At 57.9% G+C, this 22,342-nt stretch carries 18 protein-coding genes, 1 tRNA gene, 1 pseudogene and 1 riboswitch; of the genes and pseudogenes, 4 read left to right on the top strand and 16 right to left on the bottom strand.

All coding sequences use genetic code 11. The annotated features are described in order from the left end of the window. Window positions 1-54: 54 nt before the first annotated feature. Window positions 55-189: pseudogene (locus M4951_RS13415) on the top strand (transposase); the annotation flags it as partial. 165 nt (window positions 190-354) lie between these two features. Here M4951_RS13415 and M4951_RS13420 read toward each other — a convergent pair. Beyond that, a tRNA-Arg gene (locus M4951_RS13420) sits at window positions 355-428 on the bottom strand. Window positions 429-685: 257 nt separating this feature from the next. Next, window positions 686-906, top strand: a riboswitch (cobalamin riboswitch). Window positions 907-1,159: 253 nt separating this feature from the next. On the opposite strand from M4951_RS13420, the gene metE reads away from it, so the two are divergent. Beyond that, window positions 1,160-3,454 (top strand): 5-methyltetrahydropteroyltriglutamate--homocysteine S-methyltransferase, encoded by a 2,295-nt coding sequence (gene metE, locus M4951_RS13425; RefSeq protein WP_262022164.1) that lies wholly within the window; start codon window positions 1,160-1,162, stop codon window positions 3,452-3,454. A gap of 65 nt (window positions 3,455-3,519) precedes the next feature. On the opposite strand, the gene M4951_RS13430 is transcribed toward metE, so the two are convergent. Together M4951_RS13430 and M4951_RS13435 are read right to left on the bottom strand one after the other, a co-directional pair. Beyond that, complete coding sequence (locus M4951_RS13430; RefSeq protein WP_262022165.1) at window positions 3,520-5,202, bottom strand: AAA family ATPase; 1,683 nt, start codon at window positions 5,200-5,202, stop codon at window positions 3,520-3,522. A gap of 723 nt (window positions 5,203-5,925) precedes the next feature. Next, window positions 5,926-6,417: a methylated-DNA--[protein]-cysteine S-methyltransferase gene (locus M4951_RS13435; protein ID WP_262022166.1), complete on the bottom strand. Its 492-nt coding sequence runs from the start codon at window positions 6,415-6,417 to the stop codon at window positions 5,926-5,928. Between the two features lie 131 nt (window positions 6,418-6,548). Between M4951_RS13435 and M4951_RS13440 the strand changes: the two genes are divergently transcribed. After that, window positions 6,549-7,292: a hypothetical protein gene (locus M4951_RS13440; protein WP_262022167.1), complete on the top strand. Its 744-nt coding sequence runs from the start codon at window positions 6,549-6,551 to the stop codon at window positions 7,290-7,292. A 794-nt stretch (window positions 7,293-8,086) separates the two neighbouring features. Here M4951_RS13440 and M4951_RS13445 read toward each other — a convergent pair. The 3 genes from M4951_RS13445 to rnc all read right to left on the bottom strand — a co-directional run bounded on the left by M4951_RS13445 (window position 8,087) and on the right by rnc (window position 10,646). Then, window positions 8,087-8,503 carry a response regulator gene (locus M4951_RS13445; protein ID WP_262022168.1) on the bottom strand — a complete coding sequence of 139 codons (417 nt, stop codon included), beginning with the start codon at window positions 8,501-8,503 and terminating at the stop codon, window positions 8,087-8,089. 115 nt (window positions 8,504-8,618) lie between these two features. Continuing rightward, entirely contained in the window at window positions 8,619-9,590 is a 972-nt protein-coding gene (locus tag M4951_RS13450) for a hypothetical protein (RefSeq protein ID WP_262022169.1), read from the bottom strand. Window positions 9,591-9,914: 324 nt separating this feature from the next. Beyond that, on the bottom strand, window positions 9,915-10,646 hold the full coding sequence (gene rnc / locus M4951_RS13455; protein ID WP_262022170.1) for a ribonuclease III: 732 nt from the start codon (window positions 10,644-10,646) through the stop codon (window positions 9,915-9,917). Window positions 10,647-10,914: 268 nt separating this feature from the next. Here rnc and mgtE point away from each other — a divergent pair, with 268 nt between their 5' ends. Continuing rightward, window positions 10,915-12,267, top strand: coding sequence for a magnesium transporter (mgtE, locus tag M4951_RS13460; RefSeq protein WP_262022171.1), 1,353 nt, complete (start codon window positions 10,915-10,917; stop codon window positions 12,265-12,267). Between the two features lie 274 nt (window positions 12,268-12,541). Here mgtE and M4951_RS13465 read toward each other — a convergent pair whose 3' ends face one another. From M4951_RS13465 to M4951_RS13510, 10 genes are all read right to left on the bottom strand, one after another. Next, window positions 12,542-12,883, bottom strand: a complete 342-nt coding sequence (locus M4951_RS13465; RefSeq protein ID WP_262022172.1) for a hypothetical protein — start codon at window positions 12,881-12,883, stop codon at window positions 12,542-12,544. A gap of 125 nt (window positions 12,884-13,008) precedes the next feature. After that, on the bottom strand, window positions 13,009-14,127 hold the full coding sequence (locus M4951_RS13470) for a glycosyltransferase family 4 protein (protein ID WP_262022173.1): 1,119 nt from the start codon (window positions 14,125-14,127) through the stop codon (window positions 13,009-13,011). 130 nt (window positions 14,128-14,257) lie between these two features. Next, window positions 14,258-15,145: a 4-hydroxy-tetrahydrodipicolinate synthase gene (gene dapA / locus M4951_RS13475; protein ID WP_262022174.1), complete on the bottom strand. Its 888-nt coding sequence runs from the start codon at window positions 15,143-15,145 to the stop codon at window positions 14,258-14,260. Between the two features lie 292 nt (window positions 15,146-15,437). Then, window positions 15,438-16,151, bottom strand: a complete 714-nt coding sequence (locus M4951_RS13480; RefSeq protein WP_262022175.1) for a pyridoxine 5'-phosphate synthase — start codon at window positions 16,149-16,151, stop codon at window positions 15,438-15,440. A 211-nt stretch (window positions 16,152-16,362) separates the two neighbouring features. Further along, a complete protein-coding gene (locus M4951_RS13485; RefSeq protein WP_262022176.1) occupies window positions 16,363-17,361 on the bottom strand; it encodes a hypothetical protein in 999 nt (332 codons plus the stop codon). Window positions 17,362-17,458: 97 nt separating this feature from the next. Then, window positions 17,459-18,049: a DUF447 domain-containing protein gene (locus tag M4951_RS13490; RefSeq protein ID WP_262022177.1), complete on the bottom strand. Its 591-nt coding sequence runs from the start codon at window positions 18,047-18,049 to the stop codon at window positions 17,459-17,461. Between the two features lie 9 nt (window positions 18,050-18,058). Further along, window positions 18,059-18,721 carry an anthranilate synthase component II gene (locus M4951_RS13495; RefSeq protein WP_262022178.1) on the bottom strand — a complete coding sequence of 221 codons (663 nt, stop codon included), beginning with the start codon at window positions 18,719-18,721 and terminating at the stop codon, window positions 18,059-18,061. Further along, window positions 18,718-20,127 carry an aminodeoxychorismate synthase component I gene (gene pabB / locus M4951_RS13500; protein ID WP_262022179.1) on the bottom strand — a complete coding sequence of 470 codons (1,410 nt, stop codon included), beginning with the start codon at window positions 20,125-20,127 and terminating at the stop codon, window positions 18,718-18,720. The genes M4951_RS13495 and pabB overlap by 4 nt, the downstream gene beginning before the upstream one ends. After that, window positions 20,124-21,530, bottom strand: coding sequence for a DUF6513 domain-containing protein (locus M4951_RS13505; RefSeq protein ID WP_262022180.1), 1,407 nt, complete (start codon window positions 21,528-21,530; stop codon window positions 20,124-20,126). Before M4951_RS13505 ends, pabB begins: the two co-directional genes overlap by 4 nt. Then, window positions 21,527-22,312 carry an SDR family NAD(P)-dependent oxidoreductase gene (locus M4951_RS13510; RefSeq protein ID WP_262022181.1) on the bottom strand — a complete coding sequence of 262 codons (786 nt, stop codon included), beginning with the start codon at window positions 22,310-22,312 and terminating at the stop codon, window positions 21,527-21,529. Before M4951_RS13510 ends, M4951_RS13505 begins: the two co-directional genes overlap by 4 nt. Window positions 22,313-22,342: the final 30 nt, after the last annotated feature.

Here is a 22,342-nt window from a genome sequence, read left to right on the forward strand (position 1 = left end):
TCGCCAGAATCTCATTCCTCTAGGATCATCTCCTCGATCGCAGGCAAGACGGAGTCGCATACGGTCCTCTCCAAATTCGGCGATCACACGCCGCTCTATCGACAAGAAGACATTCATTCGCGGCTTGGCATGACGATTCGCCGCAGCACGCTCTGCGGTTGCAAGCGGCGCTGGGCTATTCGTCGCTAAAGCACGTTGATCGATTCCCGCTACTCCGATCCCCGTAAATCGCCACCCAATAACGGCTCAAAAGTTTGTGCGCATGGTGTGCGCAAATGGGGACCGAAACAGACCATTTAGCGATGAGCGCATAAAAAAAGCCGTAAGCTCTTCCAAGCTAACGGCTTCTTTGAGTGCGGATGGCAGGGTTCGAACCTGCGACCTTCGGTTTCGTAGACCGACGCTCTATCCAGCTGAGCTACATCCGCATCTGCTACTACGGAGACTACTCTCCCGCGGCAGATCACAAAGTTTAGCCGCGCGGCCACGATCAGTAAAGGGGCCGAGACCGCTATGGGGGGCTCAATTTTGAAATTTTCTGTATGCGTAAACGTCTACTGCGTCAGGGTTTATCGGTGATATAGGTTATTGCGGCCGCGGCTTGATTCGCTGCTTCTGTTGAATTCTGCCGGCGAACCGTACGCTTGGCGGCCACTGCTAGTTGACGAGGTCGACGCTCATAGGATAGTTTGGCGGCGTGATTGGTTCGCTCCATCCAGGGAGCGTCGAAAGAGGGAACGCCGGTGAAAATCCGGGACAGCCCCCGCTGCGGTAACCAGAAACGAACGCCGTCGGTAAGCACTGATCCTCGTTGGATTGGAAAGCAACGGCAAGTAGGAACCGTCAGGCACGTCGCCTGGCCCTAGTCTGGAAGTCCGAAGACCTGCCAACCGCCTGTGCCGCTGGTGCAGTTTAGTCATACGCCTTCGGGGATGAAGGCGACATGGAGATCCTTACGATGACATCATTTCTTGATGTGCGCACTCCTGCTGCGCTGCGGCGAACTCGCTCCCCCTCTAGTCGCTCCCACGCTTTGTAGCGATCCGGCGAGTTCACGTTTGATTTCTTTCTGTTTCCGCGCGCGGGACTGGTCCCAGCTTTGACTGTCGGACGCGTCTCCTGCTGCGCTAAGAATGCGCAATTACCAAGGACAGCGTACATGATATCTGCAAATTTAGGTTTTCCTCGAATCGGTAAAAATCGGGAGCTCAAGCGAGCTGTCGAATCGTATTGGTCCGGCAGTTCGTCGGCCGAGCAACTGCAGCAAGTCGCCGCCGAGCTGCGTGCCGAACATTGGCGCCTGCAACAAGCGGCCGGCATCGATTCGATCCCGAGCAACGACTTTTCGCTCTACGATCAAATGCTCGACACCGCAGTCGCGCTGGGAGTCATACCGCCGCGATTCGCCCAGCTCGACGTTTCGTCGCTGCAACGTTACTTCTTGATGGCCCGCGGTCAAGCGCCAGGCGTCTCGCTGCCGCACGAAATTCCGGCGCTCGAAATGACCAAGTGGTTCGACACTAACTATCACTATCTGACGCCCGAGTTTGAAGTCGGGCAAACGTTTACGGCCGACGCGGCCAAGCCGATCGCCGAGCTGAACGAAGCGCAGGCGTTCGGCATTGCTACGCGTCCTGTGTTGGTCGGTCCGGTCACCTTTTTGTCGCTCGGCAAACTGCGAGCCGAGAGGGGAGATCGACTCGATCTGATCGCGTCGCTGTTGCCCGCCTATATCGATCTGCTGCGGCAGATTTTGGAAGCTGGCGCAACTTGGGTGCAGATCGACGAACCGATCTTGTCCAACGATCTCAGCGATAAACAGCGTGAAGCGCTGGTCCAAACGTATCGCCAAATCGCCGCCGAGTTGCCGCAGCTGAAAGTGATGCTGGCGACCTACTTTGGTCCCATGGCCGAAAACCTGCAGCTGGCGGTCGACCTGCCAACCGCCGGATTGCATGTGGATCTGGTGCGCGGCAAAGCAGACGCCGCTTCGCTCGCCGGCGCGGTATCGACCGACAAAGTGCTGTCGCTCGGCGTGGTCGAAGGACGCAACATTTGGAAGACCGACATCGACGCGGCGCTCGCGCTCGTGCAACCGTTGATCGAGCAGCTTGGCGCCGATCGAATCCAGATCGCGCCCAGTTGTTCCCTGCTCCACGCGCCGGTCGATCTCGACTCCGAAACCGAACTGGATGACGAGCTGAAAAGTTGGCTCGCCTTCGGAAAGCAAAAGCTGGTCGAAGTCCAACTGATCGCCGCCGCGCTGAACGGCGACAATTCGGTTCAGGCCGCGCTCGATGACAATCGGCAAGCGATCCTCCGTCGACAATCGTCGGAACGCGTTCATTCGCCCCAAGTGCAAGGCCGCCTGGCGTGGCTTGACAATTCGATGACGCGTCGCCGCAGTTCGTACACGCAGCGGCGTCAACTGCAACAAGCGTCGCTCGGTTTGCCGGCCTTTCCGACCACCACGATCGGCTCGTTCCCGCAAACCGTCGAAATCCGTCAGGCTCGTGCGCGGCGGCGGAAAGGAGAGATTTCGCAAGCGTCGTACGTCGAAACCATGCAGGCCCAGATTCGCGAAGTGATTCAGTTTCAGGAAGAGGTTGGACTGGATCTGCTCGTGCATGGTGAGCCTGAACGAAACGACATGGTCGAGTACTTCGGCGAAACGCTCGAAGGTTTTGCGATCACGCGCAACGGCTGGGTGCAAAGCTACGGCAGTCGCTGCGTGAAGCCGCCGATCATCTTTGGCGACGTCTATCGCACTACGCCGATCACGGTTGAGTGGATCCGCTTCGCCCAATCGTGCGCCAGCAAGCCGGTCAAAGGGATGCTGACCGGACCGGTGACAATCCTGTGCTGGTCGTTTGTTCGGGACGATCAACCGCGGAGCGAAACCTGCAAGCAAATCGCATTGGCGATTCGCGATGAAGTCGCCGATCTCGAAACGTCTGGAGTGCAGGTCATTCAAATTGACGAACCGGCGCTGCGAGAAGGATTGCCGCTGCGGCGGCGAGATTGGAACGACTATCTAGTCTGGGCCGGCGATTGCTTTCGCCTGGCCAGCAGCGTCGTCGCTGACAAAACGCAGATTCATACCCACATGTGCTACTGCGAATTCAATGACATCATCGAAGCGATCGCCGGTCTCGACGCCGACGTGATTTCGATCGAAACGTCGCGCAGTGATATGGAGTTGTTGGGTGCGTTTGTCAACTTCCGTTATCCGAATGAAATCGGACCCGGCGTGTTTGATATTCATTCGCCCCAGGCGCCAACGCCCGAGTCGATGTTGCGACTTTTAACCAAAGCGGCGGAAGTACTGAGCCCAGCGCAGATTTGGGTCAATCCTGACTGCGGCCTAAAAACACGCAAGTGGGACGAAGTACGACCGGCGCTGACCAACATGGTGAAAGCAGCCGAAGCGGCGCGTCAATCGTTGGCTACCTGACGCGACGTCGAGGTGAAAGGACCGCTGCGCGAAGCAATTCGTCAGCGGTCCTTTTTTTGCGCCTATTATTTTTTGCTCCGGCGTTTGGCTCTAGCTCGCCGCTGGTTAATCTCACGGCGGCTGCGCACCTTCGCAGGCTTGGACCGGACTGGAGCATCGGACCGGACTGGAGCATCGGACCGGACTGGAGCATCGGACCGGACTGGAGCATCGGACCGGACTGGATCGTTGGACCGGATTGGATCCATTTTTTCTGGCGGCGTTGATCGATCGGTTAGGTGATAGCGGGGGTAGGCGAATTGCGATGCTTCTTTGGCAGGGCTGGTCTTGGCGATTTCTCCGGCGGCGATCATTTGGTCCCAGGTCGGACTGAACTTGGTTCCGCTGATTCCGCTTTGGTCGCGGATCTTGGACTTGGTCGCTTGCTCTGGTTCGAGCCGCGTGATCGCAAGCCGAATTTTGGCTTGCAGTTTTTGCTCTTGCGAGCGCGTCTCTTGTTCGACCGCTTCGCCGCGCAGCGACTCGGTTTCGTGCAGCGCGACCTTCCACGTTCGGCCGGTCGGATCGTCCAGGCGACCTTCATCGATATCAACGCCCCATCGTTGACTCTGCCCTGCGTTGCCGCCGATCGTCAGCCACAAATGATGCTGTCCTCTGCCAGGCTCAAACGGGCGGCGGCGGTTCACCAGCATCCATTGTTGGGCGAAACTTTCGCACCCGACGCTGGCCAAATGAGACGTATCAATGCCGCGCCGCCCGAGCGTTTTTTGCGTGCCGCAGCAAAGAATCGGCGTGGCGCCGGCGTCGAGACAACATTGCACCAGATCGCGCAGTTGCGTCGCTTGGGCGCCGCGCTTCGCCGTCCATTGCCGCGGATCGATCATCACCACTTCCAGTTGATGCTTCGAAATCCACGCACGCAGATGCGGCAAGTTGGCGGCGTCGGCCAGGCCGCTCATCGTCAGCGCCCAGATCCAATTCGGCTGTTGTTTCGAGCTAACGCCGTTCGCATCGTTCCACCGTCGCGCGAGATCGACCAACAGCTGACGCTCGCTGGTGCTGCTGAGGAACCCGACGCGAAACGAACGCTCGGCGGCGATTTGTCCCAAGAATTTACCGCCGCTCGCCAGCGCCGCACACAAATCAACGGCGAGCGAAGTCTTCATGCTTTTGCTCGGCCCAACGAGCACCGCCGGTTCGTTTTGTGCGAGCATGTTCGGTATCAACCACTGCCGCGGTTCCGGCTCGTCTAAAAATTGTTCGGTCGTAAATTCCTGAAACGGGCTGCCGCCGTTCAGGTCGAGCCGGACGATTTTTCCGTCGTCTAAATTTTCTTCGTCGGCAGCGTCGTCGTTCGAAAGCCGCTGCAGCAAGATTTCCGCGTAACGATCCGACTCCATTTCGTCGGCGTCGCAGTGCATGATTGCGTGGAGCAAGTTGATCGTTTGTTGCCGGTGATATCCGACGGGCGACAGCCGGTCGATCAGCTGCGGCACGTCGCTGGCGGAGCCGCCTTCCGCGTGCAATTGCAACATCGTCATGTAGAGATCGCGATGCCGTTTGCTTCGAAAACAAGCGGTTGGCGGCGGGTCGGCGGACAAGATCGTCGGCGAGATCAAAGCACAGGCCAACCACTGCGCTTCGAGCGTCTCTCCCTGCGTCCGATCGCGAACCGACGCCTCGTCGCGCAGCGCCGCATTACTCTTCCGCAACCGCGTCATCAACTGACGAATTTCCTTGATCCTCATCCCGTTCGCCCCCCAATTTTGCGCGTAGATATCCGAGGTAGGGTGGGTGGAGCAAGCGATTTCCGGCGCACCAATTTCAAACGACATCACCGCTTGCGCAACCCACCAATGCGATCCAATTGATCGACAATTTTGGTGGGTTACGCAAACCGGTTATGTTGGTTGATGATGGTCAAATCGCTCGCGGTTTTTGCTTCACCCATCCTACGATTTTGCAGTCGACCCCAACTCCGTGCGCTTTGTCAACAGACAATTTTTCAGAGCCAAGAATCAGCCGTAGGGTGGGTGGAGCAAGCGGTTTCCGGCGCACCAATTTCGAACGATATTCCCGCTTGCGCAACCCACCATGGACGCCATGTCGGCAAGCAGGTTCTGGTGGGTTGCGCAAACCGATCACGTCGTTTAATGATGGTCGAATCAATCGCGGTTTTTGCTTCACCCACCCTACAATTTTTTAGTCGACCCGAAGTCTGTGCGCTTTGTCAACAGACAATTTTTGAGCCTGGGTGGCCCGACCAGTTCGTCCAGAACTGGTTGGGTTGCGCAGCAACAAGACGCCGCGCCATGCAGCCGCCAAGTCCGTAAAACGATTCCAATTAAGATCCGATTTTCGACGCCGGTGAGAGGTGGGGATCTCGGCATGAAATCGATGCCGATGGCGCAGCATCTTGTTGCTAAAGCAACCCAAGCGAGTCTTGAACAGACTGGTCGGGCCACCCAGCGCTAATTAGCCCGTTCCAATCGCAATAGCCTTTCTTTCAACTTCAATCCTTGCGGCGCTGAGAAGCCATGCAGCTTGCCGGAGCTGGCGATCACGCGATGACAGGGGATCAGCAGCGGGATTCGATTGCGGGCCATAGCTCCTCCGACGGCTCTGGCGGCGGCTGGTGATCCGGCTCGCGCGGCTAGTTGTCCATAACTGAGCGTCGTGCCGGGCGGAATCTTGCGGCATTGTTGATAGACGCGGGTCGCGAACGGGGTGAAGCCGGTCAAATCGATTGCGATGGATGCTAGATCAACCGGTTCGCCGGCGGCGTATTGTTGCAGTTGCGCGACAATTTGCTGTTGCCTGGGGAAGAGAGAAACGGCCTTGGGCTGCCGTTTGTTGGCGGTGGCGAAGCTGAGCCGGTAGACCACATCGCCGCGGAGTTCGATGTCTAATGGCCCCAAATCGGTCGATATCGTGAAAATCGTCAACGTAAGTGGGGCAAGCATGGTAGTTCGGCGGTTGGGCGGGTGCATCTCGGACTTTCCCTCTAGCGACAGGGATATATACTAAGGTTCAGGCGGATGAACGAACTTTCTAGTTTATCCGAGAATCTCTAGCGCTCGAGAAGGAAATACGGATGGCCGGCTACCGATCGCTGAGTGACGACTTCTACGTCAACATGAATCTCAATACTGAGATGGACCTCCCGAGCGGCCGCGACGCGGTGCTCCACTTTTTTGAACAGATCCGCAAGAAGTATCCGCTGATGCGGAATTTCTATGCGCGCGAACGATCTGAGTTTGTGCTCGAAGAGGACAAAGATCAAGGCAGCTATCGCTGGGCTTCGGTCGAGATGAAGCGGGTCCTCTCTGGCTGCGTCAACATTGAGAACCTGGAAGAAGCGATCGAGCAACATCGCTTCATCCTAGAACTGGCCCCCTATCTGCTGTCGGTCAGCCCGCTCGACTGTGAATCGCTCAACCTGATGTATGGGTTTGATTTCACCTATCGCGGCAATCACAACCAACTGGTCGCTGAAGCGCTCGGCCTGTCGCCGGCGTTTGAAAAGCTAGGGCGATTGGAGAACAGTCGCTTGGTCAGCTGCGAACCATCGATTCAGATCGCGCTGGATGACGAGTGTCGCATTCAATGTCGGATCAGTATCGAAACGAGAACCAGCGCCTATCATGTACGGACCGGAGAATTTCCGGAAGAACAACTGAGCGTCTACCTGACGCTGCGCAACTATGGGAGTCTCGATCCAGGGAATACCTACGTTGACGCCATGGATGGTTTGCACGCGGCCGCGGCGCGGATCATGGACGAGTACGTCATCCAGAATATTCTGGAGCCGCTCCGTCAGGCGATTACGCTGCGATAAGCGCTCGACCGCTTCACGAACCATCCGTGCTGGGGTTTACAACTCTTCGTAGTCGGAAGCGCCCGTTTGAAGTGCGAGCCGTATTCCCTCGCTGGCGCAGCGGGCTAGTGTTCTGTCACGCGACAATTTTCGGGCGCCATGTTCTTATTAGCCGTAGTGCGTTAGCACCGGTTTCTGATGGGGACTCATTTGCGAAAGACTATTGGTGACAGAAACCGCGGCCAGCGCCGTGCAGCTGATTTCGTGGAAGCCGAAAATAGCGGTTTGACAGAACACTAGCCCGCTGCGCGAGCGAGGGAATAGAGTTGGCGATCCTAACCCGGATTGAAGTGGCGAGCCGCATTCCCTCGCTGGCGCTGCGGGCTAGTGTTCTGTCACGCGACAATTTTCGGGCGCCATGTTCTTATTAGCCGTAGTGCGTTAGCACCGGTTTCTGATGGGGACTCATTTGCGAAAGACTATTGGTGACAGAAACCGCGGCCAGCGCCGCGCAGCTGATTTCGTGGAAGCCGAAAATAGCGGTTTGACAGAACACTAGCCCGCTGCGCGAGCGAGGGAATAGAGTTGGCGATCCTAACCCGGATTGAAGTGCGAGCCGTATTCCCTCGCTGGCGCTGCGGGCTAGTGTTCTGTCACGCGACAATTTTCGGGCGCCATGTTTTTATTAGCCGTAGTGCGTTAGCACCGGTTTCTGATGGGAACTCATTTGCGAAAGACAATTGGTGACAGAAACCGCGGCCAGCGCCGTGCAGCTGATTTCGTGGAAGCCCGAGCGATAGAACTACGCCAGGCGCCTACGAAGCGCAAATCACAACGCGCACTTCGGCTAATTCGGCGAGCGCGTTCACCAGGTCGCCGGGAAGTATCGGCTTGGTCAGAAAGAGTTGGAATCCAGCGGCTTGACAGGCGATCCTGTCTTCACGACGAGCGCAAGCAGTCAACGCGGCGACCGGAAATTGCTCATCGAGCCGGCGAATTCCGGCCAACGTGGTGATACCATCTTGCCGCGGCATTCGCAGATCGAGGATCGCCAAATCAAAACGATCGGGATGGAATATCGCCGTCGCCGCGTCCCCATCACAAACTTGCGTCACTTCAGCGCCGGCCCCCGTCAAAATGATCTCCAAAAGTTGACGATTCAAGTCGTCATCTTCCGCGATCAAAATGCGAAGTCCCGCGAGTGATTGCGAGTTGGTGATATCGGTCTGCATTATGTCGACCAAGTGGGAAAGAGAGGAGATTGTTCAACTGCTCAAATCTAGTACGCAATTGACGGGCTCCCCCTCATTTTGCGCCCTTCCGCAGCCCCAAGGGGTTGATTCTGCGCTAAACCGGCGACTCCGGGGCGAGCTGCATCTCCCAATCGTTCGTTTTGTCGCTGATCGCCAACCGTTCCCCCACTTTGGCAGGGAATCCTTTTTTGCGCAACCCAGCGGCGATCCTCGGCTTTGCTTCGGCAAAGTCTAATCCAACGGACAAAACAGTAGGACCATGAAACCCGATCGGCGTCGCCAACAAGATGGTTGGATCGGTCGGCAGCGTCTGAAACAATTGGCCGAGTTGGTCGTTCTCGTTTTGATTTCGCCCCAACAAGATCAGGCCGCGATCTTCACTCCACTCGTGATGACGGATCTCGAACAACCCCGGCAACAGCCAAGCGGGCGACAGCTGAGACACGAGCGCCGCTCGCAAACGCTGACCATACGCCGGATCGACCAAACGACACCGCGCGGCGCCTTTTTCGCTGCCGGTCAGGCCGAAGCGCAGGCCCAACTCACGAATCTGCCGTCGACCGCTTCCATGAATCGCCAACAACTGACTTCGGTCGATCAGCCCCTCCGTTTCTGGCAGCGTGGGAGTAAGCAGTTGTGCTGACAGCGGACGGACCAATCGTCCTGGGATCCCGGCGTGGTGCTCCAGCATTTCGAGATGGGATCGCTTTTGGCCCATCATCTTTTGCCCCAGCACTTCGCCGGTGACCACAAACTGACCTTCCAGCTGGGTGAGATATTCAACCGCTGCGGTCAGCATCGCCAAGCGACAATCGCCGCAAGGGTTGGCGCCTTTTCCATAGCCGAACCGGGGACGCGCGATTAGCTGGAGATACTCGGTTGGCTGCGGATGGACGACTCGCAACGGAATCTGCAGCTGATCGGCGGAGCGGCGGGCCGCATCTTCGACCGGCGAGAACTGCGTCGCGAAGGCGAGACCGAAAACTTCCACCCCTTGCGCCTGGATCAAAGCGGCGGCGACGGCGCCATCCAAATCACCAGAGAGAAGTGCGACAGAGCGCGTCATGACGCGGTTTTCCTCGTGTGAAGTGCGGAGCATCTCTTCGATGCCCGAAGCGCGAGTTTTGAGGTTGCGCTATTTCGAACCAAGCGAACACTAGCCCGCAGCGCCAGCGAGGGAATACGGCTGGCCACTTCAAGCTGTATTGGGATCGCCGAGCGCATTCCATCGGCTTGCGCCTCTGGCTGATGTGACGATTTCCGGCTGATTCTAGCCGTGTTTCCCGTTCTTCACCCGTGGCTCGGCTTGTTTCCGAAAAATAGCGCAACCTCAAAAAGCGCGAGCGAGAAATGGTTGTTTGCGACCACGTCTAACGGGTTCGGCCTGGGCTTATTCGGCGAGATGCTCGGCCGGGCGTCCTTCGATTTCGCACAGGGCGTTTTGGGCGGCGCGTTGTTCGGCTTCTTTTTTGTTGCGTCCCCACGCGGCGACATACCGGATGCCGGCGACTTGGGCGGCGACCTGAAAGCACTTGCTATGGTCGGGCCCTTTTTCGTCAAGCAGCAAGTAGTTGGGGGTAGCGCCATGCTCGCGCTGGGCATATTGCTGCAGCGCCGACTTGAAATTGGCGCCGGCTTCGCCGGAGACCGCCAACTCGATCTCGTCTTCTAGATTGCGTAAGACAAAATCTTCGGCCGGTTTGGGGCCGCCATCTAAATAGATCGCGGCGATGATCGCTTCAAAGACGTCCGCCAACAGCGAAGGTGGAACCGAAGGGCTGGACGACATCCCTTTGCCGACGATGAGGAACTCTTCTAACCCCAAGACGCGGCTGAGCTTGGCGCAGGTCAAACGGCTAACGACGACCGATTTGATCCTGGTCAGATCTCCCTCGAGAAAGTGAGGGAAACTGTGAAACAAGGCCTCACAAACGACACGCCCCAGAATGGCGTCCCCGAGAAACTCGAGCCGCTCATTGCTCTCTAGGCGGTGACTTGCGCCGGAAGCATGGGTTAATGCAGATTTTAGAAGTGATTTTTCTTGAAACTCGTAACCAATGCGGACCTCACATCGCGAAATGGGGTCGTCCAATTGGTTCGGCGCTTCGGAAGATTCGCTCATTGCGGACCTATTTTCGCCAGTCCAGCGTTTCCTCCGTTGCGACCACGACGCCGGCTTCTTGCCGAATCGTGGGCGGAACGCAGATAACGCGATATGAATGCTATCAGCACCGACAGTCTAGTTGTCCGGCATGATAGCGTCAACGGCGATTGATGTCGCCGAATATGAAGATCTTCCCTTCTTTTTTGGGCTTCCAGAGGGTAACCGAACCTTGCAAGGGAAGTTAGATTGGTAGTTCCGCGAAACCGATCCACGATGAAATTGCGCCATGATGAACGTACTCTATCTACCTGAACTCCGCGAAATGCTGGCCGAAAACGACCATCAAGGGCTGCTCGAGTTCTGCACTGCGCTGCATCCCGCGCGTACGGCGGAGTTCATGGAAGCCCTGACGATCGACGAGGTTTGGAACGTCCTGCGGCATGCAGATACGCAGCTACAGAGTGAAATTTTCGCTTACTTCGAGCATCCGTTTCAGGTCGAGATCATCGAGTCCCGCGATCCGGCGGAAGTCGCGGAGATGATCGCCTGCATGTCGGCGGACGATCGCGTCGACTTGCTGTCAGGGGTCGAAGAGGAGACGGTGACCGTCATTCTCTCGCTCTTGCCGCTCGAAGAACGACGCGATTTCCAGCGTCTCTCGGGACATCCCGAAGGGACCGCCGGCGCGATCATGACCACCGAAGTCGCACGGCTCAGCGAAGACCTGACCGTTCGCCAGGCGCTGGAAGAGCTGACCCGTCAGGCCGAACATCTGGAGACGGTCTACTACATTTATATTGTCGACGAAAACGATCGACTGCATGGAGTCGTCTCGACGCGGCAACTAGTATCATCGCTCGGCAAATCGGATCGCAAGCTGTCAGAGCTGATGGAGCCGGAGGTGATTCACTGTCAGGTGACCGAAGACCAAGAGGAAGTCTTGCGGAAAATGGCCGACTACGACTTGTTGGCGATCCCCGTCGTTGACGACGCGTTGCAACTGGTCGGAATCATTACGCACGACGATATTCTCGACGTCGTGTTGGAAGAAGCGGAAGAAGACGCGTATCGCGCGGCGGCGGTCGAACCGCTCGAAGATTCGTACCTACAAACGCCGATCATCACTCTCAGCTGGAAACGCGGCGTCTGGCTGATCATCTTGTTTATCGGTGCGTTGTTCACGTCGATGGCGCTCGGCCATTTCCAGGAAGAGCTGAACAAATTCGCCTGGCTCGTCCCCTTCATTCCGCTCGTCATTTCGACCGGCGGCAATACCGGAAATCAATCGGCGACGTTGATCATCATGGCGTTGAACAAAGGAGACTTAACGGCCCGCGACTGGTTTATGGTCGTTCGCCGCGAGATCTTGATGGGGCTGATCTTAGGGAGCTTACTCAGCGTGCTGGGCTATGGGATCGCGTTTATGGAGGCGCCTTCCGCTTTTGCAGCGCTCGTCGTTCCCATCACCGTTTTAGCCGTCGTCATCGCAGGCACGACCGTCGGCTCGTCTCTCCCGCTCCTCTTTAAGAGCATCAATCTCGACCCGGCGCTGATGAGCAATCCCTTCGTCGCCGGCATCATCGATTTTTTAGGGATCGTTATCTATATGTCGGTCGCGATTTTATTGTTGGGCGAGTGACGAGATGCTGGGTGCGTCTGGCCGTATTTTGGAGTTGCGCTATTTGGCCGAACGGATTCCGGGTGGCCCGGATAGCTCCGCTATCGGGGCCGACGAAGTCGGTGGGAGACATCGAGCCGCGATCGGGCTTACTTCGGTGGTCGCTATACCGTTGGAAATGGCGAAAAGCTCCTGAACTGCTTCCAGGGAACCAATGCCTCTTACGGCTGCGCCGCCCCGATAGCGGAGCTATCGCGGCCAACCAAGCAAATAGCGTTTTTTTACAATCGCAACGTTAGACGTTGAGCGCCGGTTGTCCGACGTACAACTGCAAGATTTGGCTTTGCACTTTGATCGCGCGGATTAACACCCAGACTTGATCGGGGGTAAAACCACGCGGATCCGAGCAAGATAGTTCTTCCAACTCGGCGGTCATCGCCGCATGCTGGTCAGTCGCGGCTTGCAGTTTGAGCCCCACTTCTTTCCAGACGGTCGTGAGCAACTCTTCGCTGGCCAAATCCTGCGTGTCTTTCACCGAGTTCGACAGCAACAGACATAGTCTGGCGACATCTTGGAGGTCGGCGCTCGGTTGCAAATTTTGGATTCGATCAGCAAGTTCGCGACAAGATACGTTCATGGCTAACATTCCAGCCGGTAAGACGAGTAAGCGATTGCCCCATGCGGGCCTGCCAAACTTTAGCTTAGTTTGCAGCTCCTTTCTCAGAAATTTCGTCGCCGCTTGCAACCGGCTCGGCACAACCGTTACGACCGCGCGAACTGGTCGTTATAGAGCCCCAATATCTCCGCTGCAGAGTGCGATGGCTCGAACTTTAGACTGCGCAGTTGCGATTTCCCGCGAAGTTGGGCTCGATAATCGTCATCGGACAAAACTCGCGTAATTGCGGCGGCCAGTGCGTCGACATCGTCGACCGGCACAACTTCGGCCGTCTGCTTGGGAAAGATCTCCCGAGTTCCTCCCACGTCGGTCGCGATAACCGGCAAAGCCGTCGCCGCCGCTTCCAGCAGTACTCGGCCCAGTGGTTCCTGTCGAGCGGCATGCACCAACATCGTCATCTCGCGCAGCACGGCGGCCACATCGGATCGAAAAGCGAGAAACGATACGGCGCCTTCGAGTCGATTTTCGCGGACAAACTGGTGCAGCGACGCTTCGTACTCGATCGCTTCGTCCTTTTGCGAGAAACGCTCCCCCAGGATCAGCAGATGCGCATCACGATGCGCGCCGCGTACTTGGGCGAATGCGCGCAGCGCCACGTCAACCCCTTTTCGCATTCCGATCTGGCCAATCGTCGCCAACAAACGGGTCTCCGGCGGCAGTCCCAGCTCCGCATGCAAAAAATGGGTTACCGCCCCAGGAAAGAACTGCGATTTGTCGACGCCGTTGTAAATGACGCGGGTCGACGTCTCGGACAGCCCTTGCGCCACATGAAAGTCACGTGTCGCCTGCGAAACGACGATCCGCGCGTGCAGCTGATTCAAGTCGTCAATGACGCGCCGATTCAGCTTGATGATGTCGCGCAGGTGCCCCACTTTCACGATCTGCGGCGGCGTCGCGATCGGCCCCAACAAGCGACTCATCGAGAGACTATTCGCATGCACCACGTCAGGCCGCAGTCGATCGATCTGTTGCGTGAGTTCGGCCCGCAGTTGTTCAAGCGGGCGTTTGCGTCCTTGCTCGTCGAGCACGTCCCACGCGTGATACGCGGCGCCGGCAGCTGCGATCGCGGTCGATAGTTCGCCGCCGGATGGGCCCAGAATCGTCGGTCGCCATCCGCTGGATGGCAAATGCGGCAGGACTGAGAGGAGCGAGTTCTCACCGCCGTTCAGCGTTGCGTATTCGCAGAGATAAAGAACCGACGGCATTGGAGTCGCGTTCTGTAGTCGCCAGTTGGCTGAAAAAGTAGTAGGGCAGGCCGTGCCTGCCGCCCCCCTGCCCCATACCAAGTGCGTACCGTTTGATCACCGCTTCCGGCAGGCACGGCCTGCCCTACGATTACAGCAAACCGTACTTGGTCAACGTCGCACGTAGCTGCGTTTCTTCACTCGGTTCGAGCGGGGTCATCGGCAGGCGCAGTTCGCCGGTATCGCGTCCCAGCATCTTCATCGCCGCTTTGATCGGAATCGGATTGGTCGCTAGACCGAGCATCTCGCGGCAAAGCCCAAACAGCTGGAAGTGGAGCTTTTGCGCTTCGGCCAGGTTACCGGCGTTCATCGCGGCGACCATCGCGATCATCGCTTCCGGCACGATGTTACCGACGACCGAGATCACTCCACCGCCGCCGACCGACATCATCGGGATCGTCAGGCTATCGTCGCCGCTTAGCACGGTCAGATTGGTTCGTTCCAACACTTGCGACGTTTGGTCAAGCGAGCCGGTCGCATCTTTGACCAACTGAATGTTTTCCAATTCGCCCAACTGGGCGATCGTCTCGGGCTCAATATTCTTACCGGCGCGACCCGGAATGTTGTAAACGCAGATCGGCACGTCGACCGCTTCGGCAACCGCTTTGAAATGCTCGTAGAAGCCGCGTTGCGTCGGCTTGTTGTAGTACGGCGCGACCATCAGCGCCGCGTCGGCGCCTTCTTTGGCGGCCCACTTGGTTAGACGCAACGCTTCGGCAGTGCTGTTCGACCCGGTCCCCGGCATCACTTTCACGCGACCAGCGGCGGTCTCAATGACCGAGCTAATCACCCGCTCATGCTCGGCGTGCGAGAGGGTCGGCGATTCGCCGGTGGTGCCGACCGGACACAGTCCGGTGACGCCTGCCGCGATTTGAAAATCGACTTGCTGTTTCAAGCATTCATAATCGACATTGCCGTCCTTGAACGGAGTGACAATGGCGACCCAAACGCCAGCAAATTCAGAACCTTTTCGCGACATAACTCATCACCGATACCAACGGGAACCAGAAAAAAACGTGCTACAAATATGGTGGAAACGGGCCAATTCGACAACCGGGGGGAGTGATTCGCCGCTTGCGGAAGAACTCTTCAGGAACGCAAGTCAGGTAGAATGGGTGCAGCAAGCGGCTTTTCGCTGGCCATTCTTCCTCCACATGACTCGCTTGCGTAACCCACCTTTTGTTCGGCGAAATCTGGTAGGTTACGCAAGCGATCCGGGATGAAATCGCCTAGTGGGCCTCTTTGCGCTTGCTCCTCCCACGCTACTTTATCTACCCGGTAATCAATTGTTTCATATCGCGAACGGCTTGCTGCAGGCCCACCATGATCGATCGGGCGATAATGCTATGACCAATGTTTAGCTCGCTCATCTTTGGAATGGCCGCAATCGGCAGCACGTTCGAATAAGTCAATCCGTGCCCCGCCAGCAGTTCCATGCCCAGATCGCAGATTTGTTGACTTGCTTGGGTCAATTTTTCGATTTCGGCCAACTGAGCGTCCCCACGCGTGAGGGCGAATTGCCCCGTATGTAGTTCCACTCCCGTTGCGCCCAGTTTTCGCGCCATCACCAATTGGGCTGGCTCGGGATCGAGAAACAGACTGACCGCGATGCCGGCGTCTTGCAGACGTTCGATGGCGGCCTTCACTTTCTCAGGGCGGCGCAGCAGATCGAGCCCCCCTTCGGTCGTCACTTCTTCCCGTTTTTCCGGGACCAAAGTGACTTGGTCCGGCTTCACTTCGCAAGCGATCTTCAGCACTTCTTCGACGGTGGCCAGTTCGAGATTGACTTTGACTTTGGCCGTTTCGCGGATGATTCGCAGATCGCGATCCTGGATATGCCGCCGATCTTCGCGCAAATGAAGCGTGATGCAGTCGGCGCCGCCCATCTCGGCCAAAGCGGCGGCCCATACCGGGTCAGGCTCGTTCGTCTGGCGGGCCTGTCGCACGGTCGCGACGTGGTCAATATTGACTCCCAAATTGGGCATGGGGGGATTACCTCAAAGAATCGCAGAAGAAATGGGTGAGTGAATGGAACCTTTGATTTTACGCCGCATCGGCTTTCGCGCCAGCAGGACATCGCCGGGGACAATCAGGTTCGGCATTAGAGAATGACGGCACGATCGAAAAAGGGGGTTAGCGAAAAAGAGGGTCAGGTCCGAATTTTGCAGCAAAATTCGGACCTGACCCTCTTTTTCGCTACCTCTGCGGCGCGACGGAGTTCTCCACAGCGTCGTACCAATCGCACTGTGCATCCGCAATCAGTTGGGCGCCGCTGTTATCGGCGGCGGTGATCTCCATTTCCAACTCTTCGCCGGCGAGCGTTTCTCCCAGATAGTCGCGGGCCGCTTCGGCTTGTTGGCGATTGGCGCACAGCCCAAAGATCGTCGGTCCCCACGAACTTTGTCCGACGCCGCGAACCCCAAACTGTTGCAACGCGTCGACGGTTCGTTGGCTGAGCTGATTGAGATAGGCGCCCCCCTGCACTTTTACGAAACAATTGCCGGCGAGTTCTCCGTAGCGAAACAAGCCATCCGAAAAGTGGTCATAGTCGGCCCCTTGCAGCGCCGGCGTCATCTCGTCGTAGAGTATTCGTTTCAGTTGGTTCGTGACATCGAGCGACACCGGCGGCAATTGCCGAAACGCGGTGGTCTCGGCTTTGCCCGAGATGCCGCTCCGTTTCGCCTGAAAGACGAGCAGAAAGGTCCAGTCGGCCGGAAACTTGGTACGCGACTCCAGCGGCGAAAGTTGCCCTGCGGTTTCGACGCCGCGTTCGGCGATGAAACCGCCTTGGCGGAATCCGTAACAGCCAACCGCCGAGCGAGCGCCGCGACCGACCGAAGCGGCGAGCGACTCGATCGATTCCGGTCCGGTCTGACTTGCGCAGTTCAACAGGGTCGCGACTCCCAGTCCCAACTGCGTGCCGAGCCCCAGCCCGACATGCTGACGCGGCGAATGCGTTGTGCGAATCGTCACCGCCGGTAACGCTTGTTCGTGATGACGACTCCAGCGCTGGGCGAATTCCCGAATGCGAGCCGCCGCGACGCCGTGTGCCGAAAAACAATCGGCATGGTCGACCGTCAAACGCAGCGCCGGTTGCTGGATCATCACGCCGCACCCGCCGTACGCCGCGACCGACGGATTGCCAAACGACAATAGTCCGAAGTGAAGTCGACTTGGCGTGCGAATTTCGAGCAACGTTCGATCGGGGTAGGAATGATGGGAGGGAGTATTTTGGCGCGGTTTCAGGCGCCTTGTTGTAGTGTAACGCTTCTGGGGCGTGGGGAAAAACCTGTTAGTCGCCGGGCTTTGTTTGGGCCGCAGCGACAAAGTCGCAAATTTGCTGAAATGCCCGCTGTTCGGCGGCGCCGCCCGTTTTTTGCACGAGCGGCTGCAGTCGCTGCAAATCGGCTTCGATCTCAGAAATGGGGAGAAAATCGACCCGTGTCGCTAAAATCGCCGCCTCGACCACGGCATGCAGCGAGCGGTTCAGACCGAAAAAGTCGCGATTGCGTCCGGCAGCGACCACGTCGCACGCGATCGTGGCCCGCTCGGCCGCTGCGTCAAACTCGGTTACCTGCAGCGCATACCAACGACACGCGTTCTGTAGAATCACTCCGCCGGTTAGCGGGCAAAGTGTCGTTGGGCCAATGAAGGCGTCGGTCGCGGCGCCGATGGCGGCGGCGGCCAGCAGTTCAACATTGTCGGTCACGTGCACGATGACCGGCGATCCGCGGCGCAGATTCTCAAACGTCCGCGAGGTTTGAAACGGCCGCAGCACAACGCTGCGAAACTGTCGATCGACCAGCGGTCCCATCGGCGCAACGTTCACCTGGCCATCTGCGCCGATGGTCGTGACCAGCCCTTCGAGCACCAAACGTTCCATCGCAAGCTTTCAGTAATAAAAAGGAACGTTGGTGGGAGAAAGATTCGGTGTGGAAGTGAGAATCGCTTGATCCTTGGTCGCAGTGATTTTCCGCTTGGCCGCGATGCCGGCGCTCTGCAAAAAATTGCCGATCATCGCAAATCCTTGCTCGGTCAGAATCGACTCGGGATGAAACTGCAAGCCATAGACCGGGCGCGTGAGGTGACGAATCGCCATGATCGAGCGATCTTCGGCCGCGGCGATGGTGCGCAGCGAGGTAGGAAGCGATTTTGGCTCGACCGTGAGCGAATGATAACGTCCTACTCGGATCGAGTCTGGCATGCCGGCGAACAGCGGATCTTGATCGTGCCGAATAATCGAGGATCGCCCATGCATCGGCTCGGCCGAACGGATGATATTGCCGCCGAGCGCCGCGGCGATCGCTTGATGCCCCAAGCAAACGCCGAGAATTGGCAACGTCTCGAGAAACTCGCAAACCACTTCGACTGAGATGCCTGCTTCCTCTGGCGTACATGGCCCCGGCGACAAAACGATCGCTTGCGGTTTTAGATGACGAATCTCCGCAAAATCGATCGCATCATTCCGGACCACGACCGTCTCTTGACCCCACAGGCGAAAATACCGGGCCAGGTTGTTGACGAAGCTATCGTAGTTATCGATGACTAGGATCATGAAAGTGCGGTGATCGCTCGCAGGATGCCGGCCGCTTTGTGCCAGGTTTCTTCGTATTCGCGTTGGGGATCGCTTTGCACGACCAGGCCGCCGCCTACTGGAAATTGCCACCAACCGCCGGTTGCCGTGACTGTGCGGATCAAGATGTTGAGATCGATCGCCCCATCCAAACCAATGTAGCCTAACGAACCGCAATAAGCGCCGCGAACGGTTGGTTCTAATTCGGCGATAATCTGCATGGCGCGAATCTTGGGAGCGCCGGTGATCGAACCGCCGGGGAACGCCGCCGGCAACAGGTCGACTGGATCGACACCTTCACGCAGCTGACCGACAATCGTTGAGACCAAATGCTGCACCGTCGCGTACTGTTCCAAGACGCACAACTCGGTCACGGCGACGCTCTCGTCGGTGCAAACGCGCGATAGATCGTTACGCATCAAATCGACGATCATCATGTTTTCGGCGCGATCCTTTTCGCTCGCCAATAAATCGCCGCCCGAGTACATATCCCACTCAGGGCGACCGCTGCGCAAGCGTGTCCCTTTGATGGGGCGCGTTTCGACGTTGCGATTACGCACCTGGACAAACCGCTCGGGCGAGGCGCTCAGCAGCGTCACCCCATCCATGTCAAAGTAAGACGCGAACGGCGCCGCATTGCAGCTGCGCAAACTGCGATAGAGCGTCGCGGCGTCGGTTGTTGCGCGCTGCAATAACCGCTGCGAAAGATTGACCTGAAAGATGTCGCCGGCCCGAATATATTCGACCGAGCGTTCGACCGCCGCCAGATAATCGGCCTGCGAGAAGCTGCTAGTGACCCCAGCATACGGCGTGGCGTATTGCGGCGCTAGTTGCGACTCCGCCAACGCGACTTCTTGTTGGGTCGGCGGTTTCTCGGGAAAGCCGTTCGCTAACCAATGCAGAAACTGTTCGGCTCGCTGCTGCGCTCGGGTTTGCCGTTTCAGCGGATCGGTTTCGGGAAATCCTTGCGATATTAACCACGCGTCGCCGCTGGCATGATCGACGCCGATCACCACATCGTAAAATCCGATCGCTAATTGCGGCAATGCAAACTCATCGTGCGCCGCCGGCGCTACTTCTTCCAACGCCGCGCCAAACTCATAACCGAACAGACCGGCGGCGCCTCCTTGAAACGGCGGCAAACCGGTGATGGTCGGCACTTTAAATTGGCCCAATAAAGCGCGGATTTCGTCGAGGCGATCTACCTCTCCCGGCTTTCCAGCGATCCAACGCCAAGGATCGGCTGTTAGAAAGCTGTAGCGGCCTAAGCGCACATGTTGCAGCGCACTGTCGAGAAACAAGCAGCGAGGCGCCGCACGCAGCTTTTCCCACGCCGCGACGATCTCAAAATTCGGGAGCGGTACGATCACCGGCGCTGGATCGTTCAAGACTGCTCCTCCCGCGCCGCATTCTTGCTGCGCGTCAGACGATGCAGTTTCTCGGCCTGGGTGAGATAGCCCCAGTCGAGCGATTCATCTTGGCGGTATTGTTTGTTCAATTGGTTCGCCGTCAGCGCCTTGCAAAGTTCAAAGCCAAGATAGAACGCATGCGACGCGTCGACATTCTTCGGCGCCGTTTCCAGCAGTTGCGCAAACAATTGAAACGGATCGGACGCAACGAGATGCAGATTGCGACTGATCAGATGCAACTCCTCTCCGTCCGCGAAGACCCGATAGTTGTTGTCTTTGATCGTCGCCGCGAGTCGCTCTAAATCTTCTGCGGTTTCATGCACGACGCGATCATCACGCAGCGTGATCAACTGCGGCTCAATCCGTTTCGGCAACACTTGATTGTTCACGGCGTAGTGCATCAAACGCCGCGCCAGATCGCATTCTCGGACGCTGCTGCGAGCCCAATTGATTACCTGCGTCGTTAACACGCCGCGAATCCCTAGTTCCTGACAAATCCCCAGCAGTAACGTGTTGACGCCGGCCGAGTCGACATCGGTCAGTTCGGTCAGATTGCCGATCCCCATGAAGAGTTCGGCGTCTGGATAGCGGCGGCGAACTTCGACATACCGGGACAAGCTTTCAGCGAAGCCGAACGAGATCGGCTCTAAGATGGGATCGATCCGAAAGGGGACGCCGGCGGTTTGCAACTGCGCGATCGTCTCGTCCATCCCCGCCAGCGTTTTGGGATCGTCCGGAATCACCACCACCTCGCAGCCCCACTCGGCCGCCTGGGCGACGTTGCTCGAGTTGACCGACAACACCAATTCGGCGCCGGCGGCGACCGCAGCGGCGATCTCCAGCGGGTTGAGACTATCGATGGAAACTCGCAGTCCCGCATCGCGCAAGGTTTTCACCGCATCCGCAACGCCGGTCCAAGTAGCGCCGGGATCGCACCCAACATCGATCAGATCGGCCCCGTCGCGCGCCAGTCGAAGGCCTTCGGCGCGCAGATCAGCGAAGGAGAAACTAGCGGCGTGATTGATCTCGGCGACGATTTGAATGTCATAGGCGCCGTAGTCGTCGCCCCGATTGCTTTCGCCAAAGTAAACCGGCAGCAGCCGCAAATCTTTCGGCCCCCGCTCGACGGGCATTCCGGTCTTGGCGGCGATTACAGCGAGGTCTCCCAGACAATAGCCGGTCACCATCACCAGGGTCGTTCCGACCGGCGCATCAATCCGCGCGGCGACCCAATCGGCGGTCATCAGCGCGGCGACGGTGATGTTCATCGTCTGTACGGTGTATTGAAAACCGATCCGCGGCGCTAGATCGGCCAAAATCGAACGGAGCGCCGGCTCGGCCAGGCGCCCCGTGACAAAGTGAATTTGCGGCGTCGACATCATTCGGTCCGCTGCTGGAGGTGCGCATGATTCAGGCCGCCGTTGACCGGCAAGACATGTCCGGTAATGAAGGAGCTATCCGACGAAAGAAGAAACTCGACCGCCGCCGCGATATCTTGCGGCGTTCCCCAGCGCTGCATCAACGACTCGTTGATCGCGCGCTGGCTCCAGACGTCGCTCGCCGTTTCGCCCCACGACGTTTTGATCCAACCGGGCGCGACAACATTCACACGGACATGCGGAGCGAGCGTACGAGCGAGACTGCGGCTGAATGCGGTGATCGCCGACTTGATCGTCGCAAACATCTCTCCGCTCTCCCCTTCCATGCCGCGTTCGGACTGATCCCAGCCGATGTTCACAATCGCCGCTGCGTCGCGCTGCGCATCTTGGAGCCGCTGGCCGATTTCGCGCGACAGATCGATCGTCGCTTCGACATCGACCTGCCAGAGAAGTTGCAATTTTTCCGAAAATGTCAGCTCTCGATTGGCGCCGGTCAAAACGTCCGCGCCGGCATTATTGACCCAATAGTCAACTCCGCCCCATTTTTCCCACGCCGCGGTGACAAACTGCAGCCGTGCAGCTCGATCCCGAAAATCGCAAACCAGGGGCTGAGACTCTCCCCCCGATCGGCGAATCTCGTCACAAACCGCATCGGCGCCAGCCTGATTTCGCCCGGCATGCACGACGATCTTGGCGCCGCTGGCGGCCAAGCGGAGCGCGATCGCTCGGCCAATTCCGCTCGAAGAGCCGGTAACGACGGCGATTTTTCGGGTCAGATCGGGCATAAAGCTCCGGTGCGAAATCGAGTACGTCTG

This window comes from Blastopirellula sp. J2-11, from assembly GCF_024584705.1.
Taxonomy (GTDB): Bacteria; Planctomycetota; Planctomycetia; order Pirellulales; family Pirellulaceae; genus Blastopirellula.

Bases quoted from the DNA above. Each gene is read 5' to 3' on its own strand.
- mgtE (WP_262022171.1), top strand. From the start codon at position 10,915: ATGATGAACGTACTCTATCTACCTGAACTCCGCGAAATGCTGGCCGAA.
- dapA (WP_262022174.1), bottom strand. From the start codon at position 15,145: ATGTCGCGAAAAGGTTCTGAATTTGCTGGCGTTTGGGTCGCCATTGTC.
- rnc (WP_262022170.1), bottom strand. From the start codon at position 10,646: ATGAGCGAATCTTCCGAAGCGCCGAACCAATTGGACGACCCCATTTCG.
- M4951_RS13440 (WP_262022167.1), top strand. From the start codon at position 6,549: ATGGCCGGCTACCGATCGCTGAGTGACGACTTCTACGTCAACATGAAT.
- M4951_RS13430 (WP_262022165.1), bottom strand. From the start codon at position 5,202: ATGAGGATCAAGGAAATTCGTCAGTTGATGACGCGGTTGCGGAAGAGT.
- M4951_RS13480 (WP_262022175.1), bottom strand. From the start codon at position 16,151: ATGCCCAATTTGGGAGTCAATATTGACCACGTCGCGACCGTGCGACAG.
- M4951_RS13510 (WP_262022181.1), bottom strand. From the start codon at position 22,312: ATGCCCGATCTGACCCGAAAAATCGCCGTCGTTACCGGCTCTTCGAGC.
- M4951_RS13490 (WP_262022177.1), bottom strand. From the start codon at position 18,049: ATGGAACGTTTGGTGCTCGAAGGGCTGGTCACGACCATCGGCGCAGAT.
- M4951_RS13450 (WP_262022169.1), bottom strand. From the start codon at position 9,590: ATGACGCGCTCTGTCGCACTTCTCTCTGGTGATTTGGATGGCGCCGTC.
- M4951_RS13465 (WP_262022172.1), bottom strand. From the start codon at position 12,883: ATGAACGTATCTTGTCGCGAACTTGCTGATCGAATCCAAAATTTGCAA.
- metE (WP_262022164.1), top strand. From the start codon at position 1,160: ATGATATCTGCAAATTTAGGTTTTCCTCGAATCGGTAAAAATCGGGAG.
- M4951_RS13445 (WP_262022168.1), bottom strand. From the start codon at position 8,503: ATGCAGACCGATATCACCAACTCGCAATCACTCGCGGGACTTCGCATT.
- M4951_RS13470 (WP_262022173.1), bottom strand. From the start codon at position 14,127: ATGCCGTCGGTTCTTTATCTCTGCGAATACGCAACGCTGAACGGCGGT.
- M4951_RS13495 (WP_262022178.1), bottom strand. From the start codon at position 18,721: ATGATCCTAGTCATCGATAACTACGATAGCTTCGTCAACAACCTGGCC.
- M4951_RS13435 (WP_262022166.1), bottom strand. From the start codon at position 6,417: ATGCTTGCCCCACTTACGTTGACGATTTTCACGATATCGACCGATTTG.
- M4951_RS13505 (WP_262022180.1), bottom strand. From the start codon at position 21,530: ATGATGTCGACGCCGCAAATTCACTTTGTCACGGGGCGCCTGGCCGAG.